This is a genomic window from Pseudomonas sp. CFBP 8770, from assembly GCF_014841705.1.
Classification (GTDB): domain Bacteria; phylum Pseudomonadota; class Gammaproteobacteria; order Pseudomonadales; family Pseudomonadaceae; genus Aquipseudomonas.
The window spans coordinates 313,809-334,544 of the sequence record NZ_JACYUL010000003.1 but is presented as its reverse complement, the minus strand read 5'-3'; the positions used below and the strand labels follow the sequence as shown (position 1 = coordinate 334,544).

The 20,736-nt window shown below is 62.8% G+C and carries 21 protein-coding genes; 16 read left to right on the top strand and 5 right to left on the bottom strand.

The genetic code is table 11. The annotated features are described in order from the left end of the window. Positions 1 to 158 precede the first annotated feature (158 nt). A complete protein-coding gene (locus tag IFT98_RS08835; protein ID WP_192048090.1) occupies positions 159 to 908 on the bottom strand; it encodes a TOBE domain-containing protein in 750 nt (249 codons plus the stop codon). A gap of 9 nt (positions 909 to 917) precedes the next feature. Continuing rightward, complete coding sequence (locus IFT98_RS08830) at positions 918 to 1,649, bottom strand: ComF family protein (protein WP_192048089.1); 732 nt, start codon at positions 1,647 to 1,649, stop codon at positions 918 to 920. A gap of 101 nt (positions 1,650 to 1,750) precedes the next feature. On the opposite strand from IFT98_RS08830, the gene bioB reads away from it, so the two are divergent. From bioB to bioD, 5 genes are read left to right on the top strand one after another with little or no spacing between them, the layout of a single operon-like run. After that, the gene (gene bioB, locus IFT98_RS08825; protein ID WP_192048088.1) at positions 1,751 to 2,809 is read left to right on the top strand and encodes a biotin synthase BioB; all 1,059 of its coding nucleotides are present in this window, start codon (positions 1,751 to 1,753) and stop codon (positions 2,807 to 2,809) included. Positions 2,810 to 2,861: 52 nt separating this feature from the next. Further along, positions 2,862 to 4,034: an 8-amino-7-oxononanoate synthase gene (gene bioF, locus IFT98_RS08820; RefSeq protein ID WP_192048087.1), complete on the top strand. Its 1,173-nt coding sequence runs from the start codon at positions 2,862 to 2,864 to the stop codon at positions 4,032 to 4,034. Then, entirely contained in the window at positions 4,027 to 4,758 is a 732-nt protein-coding gene (locus tag IFT98_RS08815; protein WP_192048086.1) for an alpha/beta fold hydrolase, read from the top strand. The genes bioF and IFT98_RS08815 overlap by 8 nt, the downstream gene beginning before the upstream one ends. Then, the gene (bioC, locus tag IFT98_RS08810; RefSeq protein WP_192048085.1) at positions 4,751 to 5,674 is read left to right on the top strand and encodes a malonyl-ACP O-methyltransferase BioC; all 924 of its coding nucleotides are present in this window, start codon (positions 4,751 to 4,753) and stop codon (positions 5,672 to 5,674) included. The genes IFT98_RS08815 and bioC overlap by 8 nt, the downstream gene beginning before the upstream one ends. Continuing rightward, complete coding sequence (gene bioD, locus IFT98_RS08805) at positions 5,671 to 6,351, top strand: dethiobiotin synthase (protein WP_192048261.1); 681 nt, start codon at positions 5,671 to 5,673, stop codon at positions 6,349 to 6,351. The genes bioC and bioD overlap by 4 nt, the downstream gene beginning before the upstream one ends. A 6-nt stretch (positions 6,352 to 6,357) precedes the next feature. On the opposite strand, the gene IFT98_RS08800 is transcribed toward bioD, so the two are convergent. Both IFT98_RS08800 and IFT98_RS08795 read right to left on the bottom strand, forming a co-directional pair. Beyond that, positions 6,358 to 6,744, bottom strand: a complete 387-nt coding sequence (locus IFT98_RS08800; protein ID WP_192048084.1) for a PIN domain-containing protein — start codon at positions 6,742 to 6,744, stop codon at positions 6,358 to 6,360. Continuing rightward, entirely contained in the window at positions 6,741 to 6,980 is a 240-nt protein-coding gene (locus IFT98_RS08795; protein WP_192048083.1) for a type II toxin-antitoxin system Phd/YefM family antitoxin, read from the bottom strand. The genes IFT98_RS08800 and IFT98_RS08795 overlap by 4 nt, the downstream gene beginning before the upstream one ends. 217 nt (positions 6,981 to 7,197) lie before the next feature. Here IFT98_RS08795 and IFT98_RS08790 point away from each other — a divergent pair, with 217 nt between their 5' ends. The 3 genes from IFT98_RS08790 to rarD all read left to right on the top strand — a co-directional run bounded on the left by IFT98_RS08790 (position 7,198) and on the right by rarD (position 11,147). Continuing rightward, on the top strand, positions 7,198 to 9,099 hold the full coding sequence (locus tag IFT98_RS08790) for a PhoX family protein (RefSeq protein ID WP_192048082.1): 1,902 nt from the start codon (positions 7,198 to 7,200) through the stop codon (positions 9,097 to 9,099). A gap of 76 nt (positions 9,100 to 9,175) precedes the next feature. Beyond that, positions 9,176 to 10,150, top strand: a complete 975-nt coding sequence (locus IFT98_RS08785; RefSeq protein WP_192048081.1) for a serine/threonine protein kinase — start codon at positions 9,176 to 9,178, stop codon at positions 10,148 to 10,150. A gap of 109 nt (positions 10,151 to 10,259) precedes the next feature. Then, positions 10,260 to 11,147 (top strand): EamA family transporter RarD, encoded by an 888-nt coding sequence (rarD, locus tag IFT98_RS08780; protein ID WP_122796559.1) that lies wholly within the window; start codon positions 10,260 to 10,262, stop codon positions 11,145 to 11,147. Positions 11,148 to 11,372: 225 nt separating this feature from the next. Here rarD and IFT98_RS08775 read toward each other — a convergent pair whose 3' ends face one another. Further along, a complete protein-coding gene (locus tag IFT98_RS08775) occupies positions 11,373 to 11,819 on the bottom strand; it encodes a response regulator (protein WP_192048080.1) in 447 nt (148 codons plus the stop codon). A gap of 162 nt (positions 11,820 to 11,981) precedes the next feature. Here IFT98_RS08775 and IFT98_RS08770 point away from each other — a divergent pair, with 162 nt between their 5' ends. From IFT98_RS08770 to IFT98_RS08735, 8 genes are all read left to right on the top strand, one after another. Then, positions 11,982 to 13,925 (top strand): putative nucleotidyltransferase substrate binding domain-containing protein, encoded by a 1,944-nt coding sequence (locus tag IFT98_RS08770; RefSeq protein ID WP_192048079.1) that lies wholly within the window; start codon positions 11,982 to 11,984, stop codon positions 13,923 to 13,925. Next, on the top strand, positions 13,922 to 14,629 hold the full coding sequence (locus tag IFT98_RS08765) for an exonuclease domain-containing protein (protein ID WP_192048078.1): 708 nt from the start codon (positions 13,922 to 13,924) through the stop codon (positions 14,627 to 14,629). The genes IFT98_RS08770 and IFT98_RS08765 overlap by 4 nt, the downstream gene beginning before the upstream one ends. A gap of 143 nt (positions 14,630 to 14,772) precedes the next feature. Continuing rightward, entirely contained in the window at positions 14,773 to 15,897 is a 1,125-nt protein-coding gene (locus IFT98_RS08760) for a PepSY-associated TM helix domain-containing protein (protein ID WP_192048077.1), read from the top strand. Beyond that, positions 15,894 to 16,076, top strand: coding sequence for a hypothetical protein (locus IFT98_RS08755; protein ID WP_192048076.1), 183 nt, complete (start codon positions 15,894 to 15,896; stop codon positions 16,074 to 16,076). The genes IFT98_RS08760 and IFT98_RS08755 overlap by 4 nt, the downstream gene beginning before the upstream one ends. A 186-nt stretch (positions 16,077 to 16,262) precedes the next feature. Then, positions 16,263 to 17,453 carry an ADP-ribosyltransferase gene (locus IFT98_RS08750; protein WP_192048075.1) on the top strand — a complete coding sequence of 397 codons (1,191 nt, stop codon included), beginning with the start codon at positions 16,263 to 16,265 and terminating at the stop codon, positions 17,451 to 17,453. Positions 17,454 to 17,461: 8 nt separating this feature from the next. Then, the gene (locus IFT98_RS08745; RefSeq protein ID WP_192048074.1) at positions 17,462 to 17,827 is read left to right on the top strand and encodes a DUF6508 domain-containing protein; all 366 of its coding nucleotides are present in this window, start codon (positions 17,462 to 17,464) and stop codon (positions 17,825 to 17,827) included. 427 nt (positions 17,828 to 18,254) lie between these two features. After that, positions 18,255 to 19,949: an ATP-binding cassette domain-containing protein gene (locus IFT98_RS08740; RefSeq protein WP_192048073.1), complete on the top strand. Its 1,695-nt coding sequence runs from the start codon at positions 18,255 to 18,257 to the stop codon at positions 19,947 to 19,949. Positions 19,950 to 20,099: 150 nt separating this feature from the next. Next, positions 20,100 to 20,723 carry a glutathione S-transferase gene (locus tag IFT98_RS08735; protein ID WP_244650910.1) on the top strand — a complete coding sequence of 208 codons (624 nt, stop codon included), beginning with the start codon at positions 20,100 to 20,102 and terminating at the stop codon, positions 20,721 to 20,723. The last annotated feature ends 13 nt before the right edge of the window (positions 20,724 to 20,736 follow it).

The window sequence follows — 20,736 nt, the reverse complement described above, 5'->3', positions numbered from 1 at the left end:
TTGTCGCTATCAAACGGATGTTTGAAACATACGTTTACGCCTGGGCAAAGTCAATAGCCGCACGGCGCCAGTCGGCAGCCGTCAGGTGGTGCCGCGGCAGCCGCTGGCTGGCGTGCTGAAAGAGGGGGATCAACGGGATTCGACGGCTATGGCGCGGGTTAGAGCGGGGTGCCGAGCAGGACGTTGGCAGGATCGAGCCATACATTGACCGAGTCGCCCTCACGGATCGAGCACTGCTCGGACAATGCGCACAGGGTTTGTCCATTCGCCAGGCCGATACGCATTTCACAGGGCCCCTGAGTGTCCGGCAGGATCTGCTCCATGACCCCCTGCAGACAGTTATGGCCGGGCATGCCGGCAGCGTCCAAGGGCAACACGCAGAGCCACCCGGCCTTGACCAGCGCCACCACCACCGCTCCAGGCGCGAGCGTCAACGTGTGCGTGCTGTCGTGAGTGATCTGCGCGCGCAAGCTCAGCCCGGCGCCCAGATCGAGGGTGATCTGGTCGTTGCGGCCCCAGGCGTCGATGGCAGTCACGCGGCCCTGCAGTTGATTGCGGGCACTGGTGCGCAGCATGAGCCGGCCCAGCAGGTCGAGGTCGCTGGCCTCCTCGGCGGCTTCGAGCACCTGCGCCTGCAAGGCCTGGAGCTTCTCGTAGAGGCGCAGCATGCGCTGCCCTTCCTCGGACAAGCGCGCGCCACCGCCGCCCTTGCCGCCCACGACCCGCTCGACCAGTGGCGTGTGGGCCAGGTTGTTGAGTTCGTCGATGGCGTCCCAGGCGCCCTTGTAGCTCAGGCCGGCCGCCTTGGCGGCGCGGGTGATCGAACCCTGCTCGGCGATATGACGCAGCAGTTCGATGCGGTGTGGGCGACGTGCGATGTACTGGGCCAGCAAGGGGGGCAAGGTCATGGGCCAAGGCTACTCGGGCTTGGCCGTGCGCGCCAGACAGTAGACGTCGACCCGTGCGGCGCCGCCCTGGCGAAGCAGCGTGGCCAGGGCCTGCGCGGTGGCGCCGGTGGTCATCACATCGTCGACCAGAGCCACGTGCAGCCCCTCCAACCGCGCATCGGGCAACAGGGAGAAAGCCTGTTGCAAGTTGTGCAACCGCGCCCTGGCGCCCAATTCCTGCTGCGCCTGGGTTTCGCGCGGTCGTTGCACGAGGCTCGAATCGCAGTCGATGTGCAGTGCCTTGGACAACCATCGAGCGAGCATCTCAGCCTGGTTGAAACCGCGCCGGCGCAGGCGTTTGCGCCCCATGGGCACCGGGATCAGCAACTGCGGGCGTGGCAATCCTTCGTTGAAACGGTGGTCGAGCCAGTGGCTGGTCAACTCGGCCAGCAGACGTCCGTAGGGCCACTGGCGGTTGTGCTTGAAGCGCGTGATCAGGCTGTCTACGGGGAAACCGTAGTGCCAGGGCGTCTCCACCTTCTCGAAGGCCGGAGGCCGGCGCCGGCAGGGCGCGCAGGTGAACCCGCTCATCGCCAGCGGCAGTGCACACACCGTGCACTGCTCGTCCAGCCAGGGCAGCTCGCATTCGCAGGCCTCGCACAGGGCATAGGGATTGCCCGACGCTTCGTCGCACAAGACACAGACCTGATCATTTTTTATCCACTTGTAAACCGAGGTACCTGCAGGAGGTTGACAGTGCATGGAGCTTCCTTAATCATGCCCGCATTCGACTCAATAGCCGCGTTGCGCCCATGGACATTCCTGCGTCCCAGCGCACGCCCAGCATAAACAAGGAATCGCCGATGAGCGCCAGTACAACTGCAACCGTTCGTCACGACTGGACCCTGGCCGAGGTCAAGGCGCTGTTCGTGCAGCCGTTCAACGACCTGCTGTTTCAGGCGCAAAGCGTGCACCGGGCGCATTTCGACCCCAATCGAGTTCAGGTCTCGACCCTGCTGTCGATCAAGACCGGTGCCTGCCCCGAGGACTGCAAGTACTGCCCGCAATCGGGGCACTACAACACCGGGCTGGAAAAAGAAAAGCTGATGGAAGTGCAGAAAGTGCTCGAAGAGGCCGCCCGCGCCAAGGCGATCGGTTCGACGCGATTCTGCATGGGCGCGGCATGGAAACACCCTTCGGCCAAGGACATGCCGTATGTGTTGCAGATGGTTGCAGGGGTCAAGGCGCTGGGCCTGGAAACCTGCATGACCCTGGGCCGCCTGGACGAAGACCAGACCAAGGCACTGGCCCAGGCCGGCCTTGACTACTACAACCACAACCTGGACACCTCGCCGGAGTTCTACGCCAGCATCATTACCACCCGTACCTACAGCGAACGCCTGCAGACCCTGGCTCATGTGCGCGACGCCGGCATGAAGATCTGTTCTGGTGGCATCCTGGGCATGGGCGAGTCGCTGGACGACCGCGCCGGGCTGCTGATTCAGCTGGCCAACCTGCCCGAGCACCCCGAGTCGGTGCCAATCAACATGCTGGTGAAAGTGGCGGGCACGCCGCTGGAAAACGCCGAGGACATCGACCCGTTCGATTTCATCCGCATGCTGGCCGTGGCGCGCATTCTCATGCCGCAGTCCCATGTGCGCCTTTCCGCCGGGCGTGAAGCGATGAACGAACAGATGCAGGCCCTGGCCTTCCTGGCCGGAGCCAATTCGATCTTCTACGGCGACAAGCTGTTGACCACGGCCAACCCGCAGGCGGACAAGGACATGCAGTTGTTCGCCCGCCTCGGCATCGCCCCAGAAGCGCGCGAAGAACACGCCGACGAGGTTCATCGAGCGGCCATCGAGCAGGCTCTGGTCGAGCAGAAGAGCAGCGACCTGTTCTACGACGCCGCGTCCGCCTGACCCTGCGCCGGCCCCAGCGGCCGGCGTTCACCCCCTGCCATTCGAGGCCTGCATGCCCTTCGACCTCAGCGCGCGCCTGGCCGAGCGCCGCGCCGCCGACCTCTATCGTCAGCGTCCATTGCTGCAAAGCCCGCAGGGGCCATGGGTGGTGGTCGATGGCCAACCGCTGCTGGCTTTCTGCAGCAACGACTACCTGGGCCTGGCCAACCACCCCGAAGTGATCAAGGCCTGGCGCGAGGGTGCCGAACGCTGGGGCGTGGGCGGTGGTGCATCGCATCTGGTGGTCGGTCACAGCAGCCCTCACCACGCGCTGGAAGAGGCCTTGGCCGAATTCACCGGGCGTCCACGGGCGCTGCTGTTCTCCACGGGCTACATGGCCAACCTGGGGGCGGTCACCGCCTTGGTCGGGCAAGGCGATACCGTGCTGCAGGACCGTCTCAACCACGCCTCGCTGCTGGACGCCGGGTTGCTCAGCGGCGCACGCTTCAGCCGTTACCTGCACAACGATGCCGCCAGCCTGGAAACGCGCCTCGACAAAGCCACCGGCAATACGCTGGTAGTGACCGATGGCGTCTTCAGCATGGACGGTGACCTCGCGGAGCTGCCACAACTGGCGGCTGCCGCACGGGCCAGGGGCGCCTGGCTGATGGTCGACGATGCCCACGGCTTCGGTGCCCTGGGCGCCACCGGTGGCGGTATCGTCGAACACTTCGGGCTGGGGATGGACGATGTGCAGGTGCTGGTCGGGACCCTGGGCAAGGGGTTCGGCACCGCAGGCGCCTTCGTCGCCGGCAGCGAGGAACTGATCGAGACGCTGGTGCAGTTCGCCCGCCCCTACATCTACACCACCAGCCAGCCACCGGCGCTGGCCTGCGCCACCTTGCGCAGCCTGCAGCTGCTGCGCAGCGAGCACTGGCGGCGCGAGCACCTGACGAGCCTGATCACGCAGTTCAGGCAGGGCGCTGCCCGGTTGGGCCTGACCTTGATGGACAGCTTCACGCCCATTCAGCCCATTCTCATCGGTGACGCCGGGCGGGCGCTGCATTTGTCGCGGCTGTTGCGCGAGCGCGGAGTGCTGGTGACAGCCATTCGCCCGCCAACGGTACCCGTCGGCAGTGCGCGATTGCGGGTGACCCTTTCGGCCGCTCACAGCAGTGCCCAGGTGCAGCAACTGCTCGATGCGCTGGCTGAGTGCTACCCGCTGCTGGGGGCCGAGCATGCCTGATCGGCTGATCCTGCTGCCGGGCTGGGGCCTGGGCACAAGCGCGCTGGACCCTTTGATCGCAGCACTGCAGGGGCTTGCCGAGCCCGTGCAGGTGCAGGTCGAACCGTTGCCTGCGCCAGGCTCTGCCGTGCCTGGCCGTTGGCTCGATGCGCTCGACGAACGCCTGCCGAACGATGTCTGGCTGGGTGGCTGGTCGCTGGGGGGCATGCTTGCTGCCGAACTGGCGGCGCGCCGTGGCGAGCGCTGCCGTGGCTTGCTGACCCTGGCCAGCAACAGTTGTTTCGTGGCCCGCGCCAACTGGCCGGATGCAATGCCCGCTGAGACGTTCGAAGCGTTTCTGGCCGCTTGCGAGGCGGATCCGAAAACCCTGCTGAAGCGCTTCGCGTCGCTCTGTGCGCAAGGCGCTGCTGATCCGCGCGGGCTTTCTCGGCGACTGGCGGTTGCTGAGCCGACTTCGACACAGACATTGGTGGAGGGCCTGCATGTGCTGGCGGAGCTGGATACCCGGGCCGCGTTGCAGGCGTTTGCCGGGCCGCAACTGCACCTGTTCGGCGGGCGTGATTCGTTGGTGCCTGCTTGGGCGGTGAGCGCGTTGCGGGAGCTGCTGCCAGAGGCTGAAATCGGCTTGTTCGAGCAGGCCAGCCATGCGTTCATGCTGGAAGACTCGCAGAGGGTCGCCGGTGCAATTCAGGCCTTCCTGCGTGAGCGAGGTTTTGATGAATAACGGCAACGGTGTTGCGTTTGGCGCACGTTTGGCGGTGGTAGATGACGCGGCTTGCGCCGCTGCTACAGGAGTGGCGGTGGATGAGGTGGCTTCTGCGGCAGCAGGCCGGGAGGCGGCGTCGGGGTTGCCGGACAAGCGGCGGGTGGCGGCTTCCTTTTCCAAGGCAGCGGCGAGTTACGACAGCGTCGCGCAGTTGCAACGCGACGTTGGCCATGCGCTGCTCGCCCGCCTGCCGGCCGATCTGCAACCCTTGCAATGGCTTGACCTGGGCAGCGGCACGGGCTATTTCAGCCGCGTCCTGGCGCAGCGTTTTCCCGACGTCGCCGGCGTGGCGCTGGACATTGCCGAAGGCATGCTGACCCACGCCCGTGGCCAGGGCGGAGCCACTTGGCATGTGGCCGGCGATGCCGAACAGCTACCGTTGCGCGATGGCTGCTGTGGCCTGATCTATTCGAGCCTGGCAGTGCAATGGTGCAGCGATTTCGCCGCGGTGCTCGCCGAGGCCTACAGGGCCTTGCAGCCCGGCGGCGTGCTGGCATTCGCCAGCCTGTGCGCGGGCACACTGCACGAGCTGCGGCAAAGCTGGCGAGCGGTGGATGGCCGAGTGCACGTCAACCGCTTTCGTGAATTCGCCGACTACCAGCGCCTGTGCGCCGACAGCGGCCTGGAGGTGCTGGGCCTGGATAACGTGCCCCATGTGCTGCACTACCCTGACGTGCGCGGCCTGACCCATGAACTCAAGGCTCTGGGCGCGCACAACCTCAACCCCGGTCGCCCTGACGGCCTGACTGGCCGGGCGCGCATGCTCGGCCTGCTGCAGGCCTATGAAGCCTTTCGTACACCCGTGGGGCTGCCAGCCACTTACCAGTTGGTCTACGCTGTGCTGCGCAAACCCGTCGAGCAAGGACAATCCTGATGAGCGCCTATTTCATCGCCGGTACCGACACGGACATCGGCAAGACCACGGTGGCGGCCGGCCTGCTGCACGCCGCCCGGCTCAAGGGCCTCAGTACGCTGGGTGCCAAACCCGTCGCCTCGGGCTGCGATGTCACCCCCAAGGGCCTGCGCAACAGTGATGCGCTGGCCCTGATGGCGCAAAGCTCGATCCGCCTGGAATACGCGCAGGTCAATCCAGTGGCCTTCGAACCGGCGATCGCTCCACACATTGCCGCTCGCGAGGCTGGCGTGGCGCTGACGGTTGGATCGTTGCTGGCGCCCATGCGTCACGTGCTGGCCCAGAAGGCCGATTTCACCCTGATCGAAGGCGCCGGCGGCTGGCGCGTGCCGCTGTCCGACCAAGCCAACCTCTCGGACTTGGCCATGGCCCTGAAACTGCCGGTGATTCTGGTGGTGGGCGTGCGCCTGGGTGCCATCAGCCATGCGCTGCTCAGTGCGGAAGCGATCGCCCGCGACGGCCTGCAACTGGCCGGCTGGGTGGCTAATATCATCGACCCGAAAACCTCACGGCTCGAGGAGAACCTCGCCACCCTGGCCGAACGCCTGCCAGCGCCCTGCCTGGGTCGGGTGCCCTACCTGAAGGACGCCAGTGCCCAAAGCGTTGCCGAGCATCTGCATCTGGAGCTTATTGGGTAGGACGATTCAAACGTGCAATGCGGGTGCGCCGTATTGGCTCAACAATGCGTCGGCCGTCAGTAACTGCATGCTCTCGAGGGTAGCCTGGGCGAATAGCAGGCGACCGAACGGATCGCGATGAATGGGCGGCAGTTTTTCCACGGCCATGCCATGGGCTGCAGTGATGGGTAGCTCGCTGTAGCCATTGAGCAATAGCTGCCGGCGCAGACGCGCCGTATCGATGACCGTGGCGCTGCGGCTCAGACCGTTCTTGATGGCCACTTCCCACAGACTCGCTGCGCTGAAGTACACCTCGTTATCCATATTGCCGATCAACGATCGAGCACTTGCTGAAAGCATCGGGCTGTCCTTGGCAACCAAGATCAGGATATGCGTGTCGAGCAGTAACTTCACACCTTGCCCTCGAAGAGATTGGCGACCTCAATGTCCAGCTCATCAAAGTCTTCGGGTACCTCCAGGTCAAGCATGAAACCGATACGCTTTGCTTCACCTGCTTGTGGCGTGTCATAAGCCACCAGCCGGGCAACCGGCTTGCCGGCTTTGGCAATGACGACCACTTCACCGGCCGCAGCTTGATCCAGCAGCCGGGACAGATTGCTTTTGGCATCGTGAACATTGTGAATGGCCATCGGTAGCGACTCCTTTGTACAGGTGACTACAGCGTATCTTAGCCCACCTGGTTAGCTAATTCTCTTGTGCGCATGCATGCTGGCTTTGCACCGTGTTTCCCCCCGTATTGCTGTATTCGGAAACATTTCTGCACGCACGCATCGGCACACCCCCTGCCTGCAACCTGTTCGTCATAATCCCTCCTTAAGGTACTCGCTGACCTGAAGGGAGATGATCATGAGCCTATTAGAAGAACACCAAGCCACCGACCTGGAAAAGATCACCGGCCTGAGCCGTCGTCGCTTCATTGGTGCTGGTGCGCTGTGCGGTGCCGCGATGTTCATGGGCGGTAACCTGCTGACCCGTACGGCCATTGCCAGCGCCGTGAGCGCCGGTAACAGCGGCCTGCTCGGTTTCACCGGCATTGCGGCGGCCACCAGCGACACCATCAGCCTGCCGCCAGGCTATCGGGCCAGCGTGCTGATCAGCTGGGGACAACCCTTGCAAGCCGGCGGCCCGGCCTTCGATCCCAGCGGCAACGGCAGCGCCGAAGCCCAGGAAGTGCAGTTCGGCGACAACAACGATGGCATGAGTCTGTTCCCCTTCCCCAACGACACCAATCGCGCGTTGATGGCCATCAACAACGAATACACCAACTACCGTTATCTCTACGCCCATGGCGGCAGCCCGCAGTCGGCTGAAGAAGTGCGCAAGGCCCTGGCCTGCGAAGGCCTGTCGGTGATCGAGATCCAGCGCAAGGCCGGCCACTGGCACTTCGTGCAGGGTTCGCAGTACAACCGCCGCGTACACGGCAACACGCCGATTCGCGTCAGCGGGCCAGCCGCAGGCGACGCCCTGCTCAAGACCGCTGCCGACAGCACCGGGCAACTGGTACATGGCACGTTCCAGAACTGTGCCAATGGCAAGACGCCCTGGGGCACCTACCTGACGTGCGAAGAAAACTTCACCGACTGCTTCGGCAGCACCGACGCCACGCTAGCCTTCACGGCGGCGCAGAAACGCTACGGCGTGGTCGCGGCCAGCAAGGAAATCAATTGGCACCCCCACGATCCGCGCTTTGACATGGCGCACAACCCCAACGAGCTCAACCGTCATGGCTGGGTCGTGGAAGTGGACCCGTTCGACCCCACCGCCATGCCGGTCAAGCGCACCGCACTGGGTCGTTTCAAGCATGAAAACGCAGCCCTGGCCGAAACCCGCGACGGGCACGCCGTGGTGTACATGGGCGACGACGAGCGTGGCGAGTTCATCTACAAGTTCATCAGCCGCGACCGCATCGACCACCACAACCCCAAGGCCAATCGTGACCTGCTCGACCACGGCACGCTGTACGTTGCGCGTTTCGACGACGGCGACGGCAACGCCGATCATCCCAAGGGCCGTGGCCAGTGGCTGGAGCTGACCCATGGCAAGCACGGCCTGGATGCCAGCAAGGGCTTTGCCAGCCAGGCCGAGGTCCTGATCCACGCGCGGCTGGCTGCCACCGCCATGCAGGCCACGCGCATGGACCGCCCCGAGTGGATCGTGGTCAGCCCGAAAGATGGCCAGGTCTATTGCACCCTGACCAACAACGTCAAACGCGGTGACGACGGCCAACCGGTCGGCGGCCCCAACCCGCGCGCGAAGAACGTCTACGGTCAGATCCTGCGGTGGCGCGAAAGCGGCGACGAGCACGGCGCCATGGACTTCGAATGGGACCTGTTCCTGGTGGCCGGCAACCCCGGCGTGCACCCTGGCCAGGCCAAGGGTGGCTCGTCCAACATCAATCCGCAGAACATGTTCAACAGCCCCGATGGCCTGGCGTTCGACGATGCCGGTCGACTGTGGGTGCAGACCGATGGCGATACCACCAACGTGGGCGACTTCGCTGGCATGGGCAACAACCAGATGCTCTGCGCCGACCCTGCCAGCGGCGAGATCCGCCGTTTCATGGTCGGCCCGGTCGGCTGCGAAGTCACCGGCGTCAGCTTCGCTGCCGATCAACGCACCCTGTTCATCGGCATCCAGCACCCGGGCGAAAATGGCGGTTCGACCTTCCCCGAACACCTGCCCAACGGCAAGCCACGCTCGTCGGTGATTGCCATCAGCCGCGAGGATGGCGGGGTGATCGGCGCGTAACCCGGCCACCGCTGTTGCCGCGTCTGCGCTACCATGGCGAGCCGGACGCGGCAGCCTGCCGCGCGCAGGAGTTCGCATGGCCCACCCTTTTGAAACACTCACTCCAGACCTGGTGCTCGACGCCGTGGAAAGCATCGGCTTTCTGAGCGATGCACGGGTGCTGGCACTCAACAGCTACGAGAACCGCGTCTATCAGGTGGGCATCGAAGATGGCCAACCACTGATTGCCAAGTTCTATCGCCCCGGCCGCTGGACCAACGCTGCCATTCTGGAAGAACACGCGTTCACGGCCGAGTTGGCCGATTGCGAAGTGCCCGTGGTAGCACCGATGGTGCACGAAGGCGAAACGCTGTTCGAACACGCCGGGTTCCGGTTCACCCTGTTTCCTCGCCGAGGCGGCCGGGCGCCAGAGCCCGGCAATCTCGATCAGCTCTATCGCCTGGGCCAGCTGTTGGGCCGCCTGCATGCCGTGGGCGCCACACGTCCGTTCGAGCACCGCGAAGCGCTGGGGGTGCAGAACTTCGGCCACGCTTCGCTGCAGACCCTGCTCGAAGGCAACCATGTACCGCGCAGCCTGCTGCCCGCCTACGAGTCGGTCGCCCGTGACCTGCTCAAGCGCGTGGAAGAGGTGTACAAGGCCACGCCGCACCAGAACATCCGCATGCACGGCGACTGCCACCCCGGCAACATGATGTGCCGCGACGAAGTGTTTCATATCGTCGACCTCGACGATTGCCGCATGGGCCCGGCGGTGCAAGATCTGTGGATGATGCTCGCCGGCGACCGCCAGGAATGCCTCGGCCAGCTGTCCGAGCTGATGGACGGCTACCGCGAATTCCACGACTTCGATCCGCGCGAGCTGGCGCTGATCGAACCCCTGCGGGCGCTGCGCCTGATGCACTACAGCGCCTGGCTGGCGCGGCGCTGGGAAGACCCAGCCTTTCCGCGCAGTTTTCCCTGGTTCGGCACCGAGCGGTATTGGGGTGACCAGGTGCTGGCGCTGCGCGAGCAACTGGCCGCACTCAATGAAGAGCCGCTGAAGCTGTTCTAGCCGGGCGCCGGGCCTGAAAGCAGCGTTCGCCTTTTTGTTTCCAATGGTTTGATGTGTAACAGTTACCGATCAGCGATTCGATTTCGAAACCGTGCCAGCAGGGAGCTCCATGCAAGTCGCCAATCCCCGTCGGGGGTACATCCTGGGCCTGAGCGCCTATATCTGTTGGGGGTTCATCCCTCTCTACTTCAAGACCCTTGCGCACTACCCGGCCGTGGAGATCATTGCCCAGCGCGTGCTCTGGTCGGCGCTGCTCGGCTCGTTGCTGCTGCTGGTGTGGAAGCATCCCGGCTGGCTGCGCGAATTGCGCGACAACCCTGTGCGCCTGGCGATCCTGGTGGGCAGCGGTTGCCTGATCGCCGCCAACTGGCTGGTCTATGTGTGGGCGGTGAACAACGGTCGACTGCTCGAGGCCAGCCTGGGCTACTACATCAACCCGCTGCTCAACGTCGTGCTCGGCTTGCTGATCCTGCGCGAGCGGCTGCGCCCGCTGCAATGGATCGCCGTGGCGCTGGCGGCGACGGGGGTGGCGCAGCAGGTCTGGCAGGTGGGCAGCCTGCCATGGGTCTCGTTGGCACTGGCCTTGACGTTCAGTTTCTACGGACTGATTCGCAAGCGGGCACCGGTGGCGGCGTTGCCGGGGTTGGTGATCGAAACCTGGTTGCTGGTACCGCTGGCCGCCGGCTGGCTGCTTTGGCACGGCGATGCCGTCAGTATCCAACCGGCCTTCTGGACCACCAGCGACGCGCTCTGGTTGATGGCTGCAGGGCCGATCACACTGGTGCCGCTGCTGTGCTTCAATGCCGCCGCGCGCCACCTGCCTTACACCACACTGGGGTTTCTGCAGTACATCGCACCCACGCTGGTGCTGTTGTTGGCCGTTCAGGTATTCGGGGAACATCTGGCGCCAGCGACATTGGTCACGTTCATCTTCATCTGGGCGGGACTGGTTATCTACAGTGTGGATATCTGGTGGAACCGGCGCCAACGTCACTGATCAAAAAATGATCTGCGGGCTGCAGGCCACGCCCGACGTAGTGTACAGCGATCTACGCCAAGGTTATCCACAGCCTGGTCCCCGTGGATTGTGCACAACATGCAGGAACTTGGCTGTTTTTTGAACGATTCAGTACAGGCCTTGCAGGGCGCGGCCTGCAGAGGGGTCGACACAGGTTATCCACAGGCAGGCGCAGGATAACCTTGGATAACCTGAGGCCAGGCTTCAGCTCACGCCAAGCTCTTCGCGCGCCAGCTTAACCAGCAGGTCCAGGTCGATCGGTTTCAGGAGAAAATCCACCACGCTCAGGTGCATGGCGGTAATCGCATCCTTCACGCTGGCATCGCCTGAAATGATGATGATCGGCAGCGCCGCGCGGTCCGACTCGCGCACTTCACGGATGAGGTCCAGGCCCGACTCGGGCCCCATGCGCAGGTCGGTGATCAACAGCCCGATGCCCCGGTTGGCGCGCAGTTGCAGCATTGCGCCCATGGCGCTGTCGGCCTGCAGGCAATCAATGCCATGCAGCGCCAGAATCTGCGCGAGCACATCCCGCGTGTCGTCGTCATCATCCACCACCAGCACCAGCTGCGGCGGCAGCGCCTGCACCTGGCCCAGTTCGCTGAGCGCTTCACGCTCGGCATCGCTCAACAACAATTCGTGATCGGACATACGTTTCCCGTCATCCAGAACCCATCCATCGGGCCGTTGCGCTCGCTCCCGCCTTTTAGACTTACGTCCAATGGGCACCTTCGCCCATGCAGTCGACCATGGCCGAACGATAAAGACAAATCTCCCATAACAACAACTTCCGATTCGACCTATCGAGCGGTAATGGCCATGAGCAAAACCGACGCCTTCACCCAGGCGGGCAAGACCGCGGTGCTGCAGAACATTCACGGCACCGTGCAGTTCCTGCAACGCTTCCCGCCGTTCAACCAGATGGAGAACGCCCACCTGGCGTACCTGGTCGAGCAGTGCCAGCTGCGCTTCTATGCCGGCGGTGAAAGCATCATCAAACCGGCCGACGGTGCTGTCGAGCATTTCTACATCGTCAAGCAAGGGCAGGTGGTGGGCGAGCGGCCGCACAGTGCGCGTCGCGGCACCGAAACCACGTTCGAGATCACTGCCGGCGAGTGCTTTCCGCTGGCCGCCCTGCTCGGCGAGCGCGCCACGCGCACCGAGCATCTGGCGGCCGAAGACACCTTCTGCCTGCAACTGAACAAGCCGGCCTTCATCAAGCTGTTCGCGCTGTCGACGGTGTTCCGCGACTTCGCCCTGCGCGGGGTGAGCAGCCTGCTCGATCAGGTCAACCAGCAAGTGCAGCGCCAGGCCGTGGAAACCCTGGGCACCCAGTATTCGCTGAACACCCGACTGGGTGACCTTGCCATGCGCCACCCGGTGACCTGCTCAGGCTCTCTGCCGCTGCGCGACGCCGTGCGGCTGATGCACGAGCAGCAAGTGGGCAGCATCGTCATCGTCGATGACTTGAAGGCCCCCCAGGGCATTTTCACGCTGCGCGACCTGCGTCAGGCCGTGGCCGACGCGGCCACCGATTTCGGTGCGGGCATCGAGCGCTACATGATCCCGCGGCCCTTCCATCTCAGCCCTGAAGCCAGCGCCTTCGATGCTGCCGTGGCCATGACCGAACGACACATCGCTCATGTCTGTCTGGTGAAAGACCAGCGCCTGTGCGGCGTGGTGTCCGAGCGCGACCTGTTTTCCCTGCAGCGGGTGGATCTGGTACACCTGGCACGCACCATTCGCCATGCCTCGCGCCTGGAACAGTTGGTTGCCTTGCGCGGGGAGATCAGCGCTCTGGTCGAGCGCATGCTGGCCCATGGCGCATCGTCGACGCAGATCACCCAGCTCATCACCCTGCTCAACGATCACACCGTCTGCCGGGTGATCGAGTTGGTGCTGGAAGAGCGCGGCGAGCCGGGCGTGCCTTTCAGTTGGCTGTGTTTCGGCAGTGAGGGCCGCCGCGAGCAGACCCTGCACACCGATCAGGACAACGGCATCGTTTTCGAAGCCCGTGACGCCGCCCACGCCGCCGAGATCCGCGGCAAGCTGCTGCCGCTGGCGCACCAGATCACCCTGGCCCTGGCGCAGTGCGGCTTCAGCCTGTGCTCGGGCAACGTCATGGCCAGCAACCCCGAGCTGTGCCTGTCGCGTCTGGAATGGGCGCGGCGTTTCGCCGGTTTCATTCGCGAAGCGAGCCCGGAGAACCTGCTCAACTCGAGCATCTACTTCGACCTGCGCACGGTCTGGGGCGATGATTCGGCCTGTGCGCAGCTGCGCCGCAGCGTGCTGGAGCAGGTGGCCGACAATCGCCTGTTCCAACGCATGCTGGCGCAGAACGCCTTGCGCCAACGCCCACCGGTGGGACGTTTTCGCGACTTCGTGCTGACCCGCCAAGGGAGCGACAAGGCGGCCACCCTGGACCTCAAGGTGCAAGGCCTGACGCCCTTCGTCGACGGCGCGCGCCTGTTGGCCCTGGCCAACGGCATCGACACCGGCAATACCTTGGAGCGCCTGCGTCAACTGGTGGCCAAGGAGGTCATCGACGCCCAGGACGGCGCCGCCTATGAAGAGGCGTACCATTTCATCCAGCAGACGCGCATGCAGCAGCATCAGGCCCAGGCCCGGCAGCACTTGCCCTACTCCAATCGCATCGACCCCGCCGAGCTCAATCACCTGGACCGGCGCATCCTGCGCGAGTCGCTGCGCCAGGCCCAGCGTCTGCAGGCCAGCCTGAGCCTGAGGTATCAACTGTGAATCTGTTCCCGTGGCGACGGCCACGCCCCACCCCGCTGGCGTTCGAGCTGCAGCAGCGCCTGCAAGGGTTGCCCGGCCCGCAACCTTTGGCTGACTGCAGCCTGCGCGAACAGCGCTGGGTGGTGCTGGACCTGGAAACCAGTGGCTTGAACCTGAACAAGGATCAGGTGCTGTCGATCGGCGCGGTGGTCATCGAAGACGGCGCGGTGGACTTCTCTCAGCAGTTCGAACGCACATTGCTGCGCGAGCAACCTCGTCTGGGCGCCAGTGTGTTGATCCATGGCCTGGGGCCGGAAGCGATCGCCGCCGGCCAGGTGCCCGCAGACGCCCTGCTCGATTTCATGACCTTCGTCGGTGACAGCCCGCTGCTGGCGTTCCACGCACCGTTCGACGAGCACATGCTGGGCCGCGCGCTCAAGGACAGTTTGGGTTACACCTTGCAACACCTCTTCATCGATGTCGCCGAGCTGGCGCCGATGCTCTGCCCCGATGCGCTGTTGCGCGCGGCAGGCTTGGACGACTGGACCACGCATTTCGGCCTGCAGGTCGGCGAGCGCCATCACGCCAGTGCCGATGCGCTGGTCACCGCAGAGTTGGCCATGCTGCTGTTCAGCCGTGCGCGCCGCCAAGGTCTGGACAGCCCCCGCGTCCTGGCCGAGAAAGTGAGCCAGTGGCGGCGGCGGCAGCAGGACCAGGTGTTCTGACCAGCGCAAAGGCGTGTATGCACACGATCGCTACCCGACAGCTGTCGCCAGTGTCGACTACAGGTGATAACGTCCTGGCACTCAACGCGCCATGACCCAGCCATCCCTGTGTGGACGGCTGGGTTCTTTTTGCAGGCCCTGAAATGAAAAGCACCACCATCCGCCGCTGGTCCTTTATCCACACCTGGACCAGCCTGATCTGCACCCTGTTCCTGCTGATGCTGGCCATCACTGGCCTGCCCCTGGTATTCCATCACGAGATCGAACACCTGCTGGGCGATGCGCCACAGTTCCGCGAAATGCCTGCCAACACGCCGCAACTGGATCTGCAACAACTGGTGGAAGCCGCCCAGGCCCATCGTGCGGGTGAAGTGGTGCAGTATTTCGGCTGGGACGAGGACGAGCCCCACGGCGTGCTGGCGATTACCGCTGCCACCGCCGACACCGAGCCCAATTCGTCGCACACCTTCATGCTCGATGCGCGTACCGGCGAGGCCGTGGAAACGCCCTCGGCCAACGGTGGCTTCATGATGGTCATGCTGCGCTTGCATGTGGACATGTATGCCGGCCTGCCCGGCAAGCTGTTGCTGGCGTTCATGGGTCTGCTGTTCGTGCTGGCGATCGTTTCCGGAGTGGTGCTGTATGCGCCGTTCATGCGCAAACTCACGTTTGGCACCGTGCGCAATCAGAAATCCACCCGCACCCGCTGGCTCGACCTGCACAACCTGATCGGCGTGGTCACCTTGACCTGGGCGCTGGTGGTGGGCGTGACGGGGGTGATCAGCGCCTGCGCCGACCTGCTGATCGGTGCCTGGCGGGCAGAAACCCTCAGCGCCTTGATCGAACCCTACCGCGACGCGCCACCGCTCAAACAACTGGCGCCCGCCACCCGCCTGTTGGACATCGCCCACGGCGCTGCGCCAGGCATGACACCCGACTTCATCGCTTTCCCCGGGACGCGCTTTTCCAGCGAACACCATTACGCAGTGTTCATGCAGGGCGGTACCCACCTGACCTCGCACCTGCTGACGCCGGTGCTGATCGACGCCACCACGCTGAACGTCACTGCCGTGGTCGAACGGCCCTGGTACATGGACGCCATGGGCCTGTCGCAGCCGCTGCACTTCGGCGATTACGGCGGCATGCCGATGCAGATCCTGTGGGCGGCGCTGGATGTATTGACCATCATCGTGCTGGGCAGTGGCGTGTACCTGTGGTGGGTCCGACGCCGCGCCGCCAAGGCCGCTGGCGCAGAGGCCACGGCGTGACGAAACGGAAGAAGTCGACGTTCTGGCCGGTGTTCCGCATTCCGCTGTTGGTCGGCGTGCTCGGCACCACCGGATTGTTCGCCGCCCTGCTGGGGGATGGCGGGTGGGATGCCCTGGCGTGGGTGGGGTTGGGGGTTCCTGCGGTGCTGGGGGTGTGGGGGTTGGTGAGGAAGGGCTGAGCTGGGATGATCGCTCGCGCAACTACGCGGTGATGTTTTGTTCAGGTCATGAATAAAACCGTTCATGATTTAAACCATGAATATTTCTGTTTTCCACTGATCGCCTAGTTTGTCATTCAACTTCCATAGTTGATTTTCAAGCGTAATCTTTAATTTTCCCGCCATCGGTTGACGCAGGTTCTGAACATGGAACTCCTCGATCAAGTACCCGTCGATCACTTCGGTACCGACACACGCAAAGTCACCCTGCACCGTAGCGACCTGCTGGGTTTGTATAAAGCTCCGGTCGATTACCTCATGATCTCGAGCCGGCCCGGTGATTACGACCCATCGCAAGGCGGCTGGATAGAACAGTTGCACGGTGCAGGCATCGTGGTCGCAGATCTGGAGCGCTCGCCAGCCATCGACTTTCGTCCGCACCTGCCCTGCTGGATCTCTGCCGCGCAGCCGGCCTCGGAGGGTTGGCCATTCAAGAGGCTGTTGGTGTTCGAGCCACAGGATGCCGCCGAAACGGCCGGTCGTGATGTTTGGATGGCCTTTCAGGCGCTACGCCTGTTCACTGGTGCAGACGGTTGCCAACGAGTGGCCGCCACGATACTGAGTGCAGCACCGGGACAGGCTGACCACGATGTGATGCTGCGCATGATGTTCTTCGCCAGCGTCAGCTTGGCAGCTCGAGGGGAGTGGCCGTACATAGCGCTGTGTGTGGATACGGACTATCAAGACAGTGCCCGGACCCTGTTCGCGCAACTCAAGGGCCAGTACCAATCGCCACCCGCCAGCAGCATCGGCAACCCTGCGCCGGGTTCGCAGCCTTTCCGTCAGGCACCACCCCTACAGGATGACCTACTGCGATGGACGCCTGCCGAAGTCGGCCTGACTCAACGTCAGTACGGGCTCGTACAGGCCTACACGGGCAGCCTGTATTGGTACGTCAACCGGGCGCTTCGGGCCGGGTCGGTGACCGACCCGTTATTTGTCGAGTACCAGGCCAGTATCGAAGGGCTGAGTACGGCGCTGGGCCAGTTACGCAACGCCGCAGGGGTACCGGTAAAACGCTACTTGAATATCTTCGACGGTATCGAAGATATATACGCTACAACCCTGACGGTGGTGGAGGCCGCGTATTCCAGCACAACCAAGAACATCGACTCACCTATTTTCGGCGACTATAACTTGCTGTTCAAGCAGTGGCTGGGCAAGGACGTGAGCGGCATATCCGTGGTACCCACCGAACAGGAAGTGTTGTTTGACTTCGCCATGCGCCATCTCATCAGCGCCATCGAAGAGACGGTGGAGGATGGTCATATTCGGCTGTATCTAACCACCGATGAAGTACTGGCTAATACTGCCCATATTCTCTTCAACCATTTGTGAGGCACGATATGTTCGCACTTCATGCGCCCTCCCCCGCCAGCGTGGATGAACTCCTCAAAGCCTGGCCGGACACTGCTGCCTTGGGAGCCCTGGATTTACACAGCGACGCTGTGTTCTACGCCATCGGCCGCTTCATCGATGCAATTTACAGTTCCGGGTTCTTCGCGGCCCTGGATTGGCAGCAGGTGTTCACTGCCACCGAGCTGAATGATGCGTCGAAACTGGAGCGTGCGGATGCTGGGGAGCTTCGCGCCTTGCTGCTGGCCAATATACGCCTGGACAGGTTTTGCACGGGGCATCTGCTGCGGCTGCTGGATGAGGGGTATCTTGAGACGGCGTTCGGGCGTCTTGTGGAGCTGCGCAAAACTATGTAGTTCGGCGCACGTGGTGGATCAATGCGGCTCCTGACGCGGCTTGCGCCGTTGCTACGAGATGGCTCGCGAAGGTGACGGCCTCGGCACGTTCGGCATATAGCCTGAAGTGTGTGTTGCAAAGGCCGGCCTCTTCGCGGGCAGAGCCCGCTCCCACAGAGGCCTGCCCACTTGATGCTATCAAGGTCTGCGTAATAAACCGCTTTACATTAAATAACCTAACCTTGCGTCCTACTTCAAGACTAAATTTTCTGAAACCTCCCTGTTAGATATCCTACAGCCTTTTAGGATGCAGTACCGTACTCAACAGTTGTACAGAACTCGACCTGATGATATCTCTATGCCCTCGTATCCCTGCCATTGTTCTGCTCCGCCTAAGCTGTGCATCTGACTGTACTGCGCACCTTCCCTTTGATGAGACCCCATCGATATGAGGCGTTTCCTGGCGCATGCAATAACGCAAAGACCAGCCCTGTTCGGGGCTACCTTGATCACGATATTCATCCTCAAGCTTTCGCTGTTTGCGCCTCCACTTTTGCTGGGTTCCATTATTGACAATTTGTCACTCGACAACAGCGCTAAAAACCTGACGATTCCTTATCTGCTCTGTGGTTATGCATTGATCATACTGGTGACGGCAGCGGTCGCACCCATCCAGACGTATGTGCTTACCCGACTGGTGCAGCAGACGGTCAAGGATCGATCCATCAGCTGGATGGCCGAGATATTCCAGAAAGAATTCTGCGTCTTCGACAATCTGAGAGTCGGTCATTTGATCAAAGCGACGGACCGGGGTATTACCGCTCATGAGCAGATACTGAATTTCTTTATCACCGTGGGGCTGCCCCTGATCATCGAGATCCTCGTCGTTAGTGTTCTGTTTGTGCACTTTGGCGGCGCCCAACTCTTTGCAGCGCTGTTGACGGCGTCATGCATCTATTTATATGTGTGCCACAGAATCATTCAGTGGCGGACTCGACATATCACCGACGTCAACGACAGCGAAGACGAAGTCTCTGAACGTCTGTTCAGCACGCTGCGCGCCGCCCGGTCGATCAAGTTGGAAGGTGCGGCAGAACAAACGCTATCCCCGCTCAACCTGGCATTCGAGCGCTACGCACGTTGCGCTACCACCGTCGCGAGTTCGGCGGCGGCGCTGGGGTCCGCGAAAATGCTCTTCATCGGGCTCGCCACCTGTGGACTTCTGGTGTGGGGCGTTCGAAACCAGGGGATGACGAACCCGACATTGACCATCGGCGAGTTGGTTGCCCTGTGCTCGATTGCAGGTGGATTTCTCACCAACATATCGGGCATCGCCGAAGCCTATCGTTCGGCCCATCAGTTCATGGCTGACAGGGTGAAACTGCAGCAGACCCTCAGCCTTCCGCGATTCGATGGACCTGACCGATCACTGGAACCTGGCACACCCCTCTTCTCCTCCTTGGAGTTGGCAGCATGCGAGGTGTCAGGCCGACATTTGACGCTCAACGCTTCCCTGCGATTCAAGTCCGATGAGAGCGTGGCCATCACGGGCCCCAGTGGTGCAGGCAAGTCAACACTGCTCGAGTTGCTGGCGGGTATGGATGCGGCGTATCGACAATATCTCTCTTTGAATGGTATCTGCGTCCAGCGTATCTGCGGCGCCTTGCAGCTGCGCGCGCTGCGCTACTGCCCGCAAAGTGCGGTATTTCTGCCGGGCGATCTGGAATCGGGCGTGATGTATGGCCATGCCGCTGAACCTGAACTGCTGGAGCACGCCCGAGAGTTGTCATTGGACGCACTCCTGAGCCAACTAAATCTCAACGATACCGCGTCCAACCTCTCCGGCGGACAGGCCAAGCGCCTTAGCCTGCTTCGGCTGCTCAACAGACCTGGGCGCTTCAATCTTTTCGACGAGCCAACCGCTTCACTCGATCAGGAGCTGGCCATGGCAACATGGGACACCCTGATGCGGGCGTTCAAAGGTAAAGGGTTGATCTGCGTCACTCACGATATCGAAGCGTTGGCGCGTTTCGACCGGGTTCTGGTTATTCAGCAGGGCAAGATCGTTGCCGATGGGCCATGGCATCTGTTGAGAAAGGAGGCAGGTCTGCTCAAAGGCATAGCGGAAGTGCCAGAACGCTGAGCGATAGCCCTGTATGCAAGTTGAGCTGTGAACCTGCATTCCTGGCCAAAGCACCCAATGTCGGAGAGCGTGGATCACGATCAAGCTGAGACGACTTGACCCCATCTCACAGCTGATACAGGGTGTTTCCTTATCCAAGGAGAACACCTCATGCCCGCCATGACGCTCTACCACAACCCCGCCTCCCCCTTTGCTCGCAAGGTCATGGTGCTGCTGCATGAGACCGGTCAGTTGGAGCGGGTCGCGCTGAAGACGGTGGCGTTGAGCCCTGTCAGCCCGGATGCGTCAGTGAACCAGGACAACCCGGCCGGGAAGATTCCGGCGTTGGTGCTTGAAGACGGCACTACGCTGCATGACAGTCGGGTGATCCTGGAGTATCTGGATCACCAGCATGTGGGCAACCCGCTGATCCCTCGGGAAGGGGCGTCGCGCTGGCGGCGGTTGACGGTGGCGTCACTGGCGGATGCAATGCTCGACGCGGCCGTGCTGATTCGCTACGAGAAGGCCCTGCGTCCGCCTGAGCTGCACTGGCCGTTGTGGCTGGATAATCAGGCGGAAAAGATCGAGCGGGGACTGGCGTATCTGGAGGCCACGGCGGTCGCGGAGTTGAGCGCAGCGTTCGATATCGCAGCGATCGGGGTGGCCTGTGCGCTGGGGTATGTTGATTTTCGCATGCCGGAGTCTGGCTGGCGGCAGCGCTATCCAGGGTTGGCGGGGTGGTTTGCCGAGGTGAGTGAGCGCGAGTCGCTGCGCTCGACTATGCCGTCGGCCTGACATGGGCGGGAGC